2 protein-coding genes are annotated in these 3,030 nt (G+C 62.8%); both read right to left on the bottom strand.

Going from position 1 to position 3,030, the window contains the following annotated elements; all coding sequences use genetic code 11:
* Positions 1-1,988, bottom strand: a 1,988-nt coding sequence (locus EN884_RS31095; protein ID WP_128360942.1) for a UvrD-helicase domain-containing protein, incomplete at its 3' end; no start/stop codon positions are given.
* A gap of 90 nt (positions 1,989-2,078) precedes the next feature.
* On the bottom strand, positions 2,079-3,030 hold a 952-nt coding region (locus EN884_RS31100; RefSeq protein ID WP_245492013.1), incomplete at its 5' end, for a hypothetical protein.

Here is a 3,030-nt window from a genome sequence, read left to right on the forward strand (position 1 = left end):
TTCTTGGCCCGCGTCAGGCCGACATAGGCGAGGCGGCGCTCTTCCTCCAGCCCGGAGCGGCCGCCTTCGTCGAGCGCGCGCTGATGCGGGAACAGGCCTTCCTCCCAGCCGGGCAGGAAGACGGTCTCGAATTCGAGGCCCTTGGCCGAATGCAGCGTCATGATCGAGACGGCGTCGAGCCCGGCATTCTGTTCGGCGTCCATGACCAGCGCGACGTGCTCGAGGAAGGAGCGCAGCGATTCGTACTCCTCCATCGAGCGGATCAGCTCTTTCAGGTTCTCCAGCCGGCCGGGGGCTTCCACCGAGCGGTCGTTCTTCCACATGTCCGTGTAGCCGCTCTCTTCGAGAATGGTCTCGGCGAGTTCGGTGTGCGGCGTGGTTTCCAGCGCCTTCTGCCAGCGCTCGAAATTGGCCGCCACTTCGCGCAAGGCGGCGCGCGGCTTCGGCTTCAACTCGTCGCTTTCGGCGAGCTTGGCGGCGGCCTCCAGCATAGGGATGCGCAGCGCACGGGCGGTGTCGTGGATCTGGCGGATGGTGGCTTCGCCCAAGCCGCGCTTGGGCACATTGACGATGCGCTCGAAAGCGAGGTCGTCGGCGCCCTGCGCGACGACACGGAAGAAAGCCATGGCGTCGCGGATTTCCAGGCGCTCGTAGAAGCGCGGGCCACCGATGACGCGGTAGTTGAGGCCGAGTGTGATGAAGCGATCCTCGAAGGCCCGCATCTGGAAGGATGCACGGACAAGAATAGCCATGTCGTTGAGATTGTGCTTCTGGCGCTGATAGGCCTCGATGGTCTCGCCGATGGCGCGGGCTTCTTCTTCGGAATCCCAGGCGGCGTGGACATTGACCTTGCCATCCTCGGGATCGTTGCGATCCGTGAACAGCGTCTTGCCGAAGCGGCCCTCATTGTGGGCGATGAGGTGGGAGGCGGCACCAAGGATGTGCGCGGTCGAGCGGTAGTTGCGCTCCAGCCGGATGATGGTGGCGCCGGGAAAATCCTTGTCGAAACGCAGGATGTTGTCGACCTCGGCGCCGCGCCAGCCATAGATGGATTGGTCGTCATCGCCGACGCAGCAGATGTTTACGGTGGCGCGGGTTTCGGCCGAAGAGCGCCCAATCTCCCCCTCAAGGGGGGAGATCGGCTTGCCTTGAGGCCTTTGCGCCAACAGCCGCAGCCACATGTACTGGGCGGTGTTGGTGTCCTGGTACTCGTCGACGAGGATGTACTTGAAGCGCTTATGGTATTCCTTCAGCACGTCCGGATTGGCGCGGAAGATGCGGATCGGGTGGCAGAGCAGGTCGCCGAAATCGCAGGCGTTCAGCGTCTTCAGCCGCTCCTGATAGGCCTTGTAGAGTTCGCGGCCCTTGCCGTTGGCGAAGGCGCGCGCGTCGCCCTCGGCAATGTCGGCGGGGCCTTGCCCCTTGTTCTTCCAGCCGTCGATCATCTGGGCGAACTGCTTGGCCGGCCAGCGCTTGTCGTCCAGACCTTCGGCCTGGATCAGCTGCTTGATCAGCCGCACGACGTCGTCGGTGTCGAGGATGGTGAAGTCGGAGCGCAGGCCGGCGAGTTCGGCATGTCTGCGAAGCAGCTTCACTCCAATCGAGTGGAAGGTGCCGAGCCACGGCATGCCCTCTACATTGCCTTCGCCGATCAGCACGCCGATGCGGATCTTCATCTCGCGCGCGGCCTTGTTGGTGAAGGTCACCGCGAGGATCTGCGACGGAAACGCCTTGCCGGTGGCGAGGATGTGGGCGATGCGGGTCGTGAGCACGCGGGTCTTGCCGGTGCCGGCGCCGGCCAACACCAGAACCGGGCCCTCCGTTGTTTCAACAGCTAGCCGCTGCTCCGGGTTGAGGCCCTTCAGATAGTCGGGTGCGTTGTTGTGTCCGCTGCGGGCAGCCATGGCGCGCGCGGCGATACCCGACGGGGCCGAGGGCCGCGCATTGGGTTCGTCGAAAAAGGGCATGTCTTCGGAAAAGCCGGACATCGCCCCGAATGTAGTGATTCGGTGGCGAAAGACCAGAACTGTCTACGTTTTGTTCCGCTAAAGTGCTGGTGGCAAGGATGTACGGGCTGTTCAGGCCTTGCGGTAGCCGAGAGCGACGAAAAATCGCTGCCCTAACGAACGCGCCTCATCGGTCATCACGGCGCCGAGTGCCGTCTGCATCCGGTCGTAGTAATGGCTGCCCGCAGGGGACGCGAGAAATGCCGCGTAAAGCCTGAGATCGTCGAGCGACAAGTCACGATAGGCGAAAGCATTTCCTTCCATGATCCCCTTTTCGGCTTTTTCACGAAGGTTGCCGGCCTGCTTATGCACCAGCACCATTATCTGCTGATCCGATAAAGGCTGCCCGGCTGCCGCGAGCATTCCCGAAACCATCGCATAGCCCATGTTCAATGCGATCGCTTCAGCCATGTCCACGGCGCTGGTATCGTCGACGATTTTCCGGTACAGCGCGAGCCGTGCCGGATCTCCCGCCTGAAGTCCTCCAAGGATTTTCGGACCTTCGATCTTCTTGCGCCCCAGGGCTTGCGGATCGGACGCTTGGATCTCCAGGGCTGTGACCCGCCTGCCCAATGGTGAATCGAAGAAAGCAGCCAGATCGGTGAGATCGACGGGCTGCAACCGGCCCGTCATCCGCGCCTCTACGGCTTTCTCCATCCTGTCAGCGTCAAAAGCGCCTTCAGCGGCGGCGGACAAGGCTTCCTTGACTTTTTCCGGCCCCGGCACGGATTTGATGCCGGCGACTATGCTTGGGCCGAGGCCGGCCAGCATCTCGTGGAAGCCGCTTGCCTTGTTGATCTCCTCGAGCGTTTGTGCCGACGCCGGTTGACTGCCAGCCATAAGCACGACGAAGCCGAACAGCGCGCCGGCAATGCGCATCCATGGCGGAAAGACGAAGGGCATGACTCGGTCTACTCCACGGTGATGCTGCGACGGAGACTGCTCGATAACCCGACCGCAGGCAAGATGAATTGCCACCTTGGCGTGTGGGCCAGCTTGACAGGCGGGGCGGGCAGGAGAAAGC

It is taken from the genome of Mesorhizobium sp. M7A.F.Ca.AU.001.01.1.1 (assembly GCF_004022735.1).
Classification (GTDB): domain Bacteria; phylum Pseudomonadota; class Alphaproteobacteria; order Rhizobiales; family Rhizobiaceae; genus Mesorhizobium; species Mesorhizobium ciceri.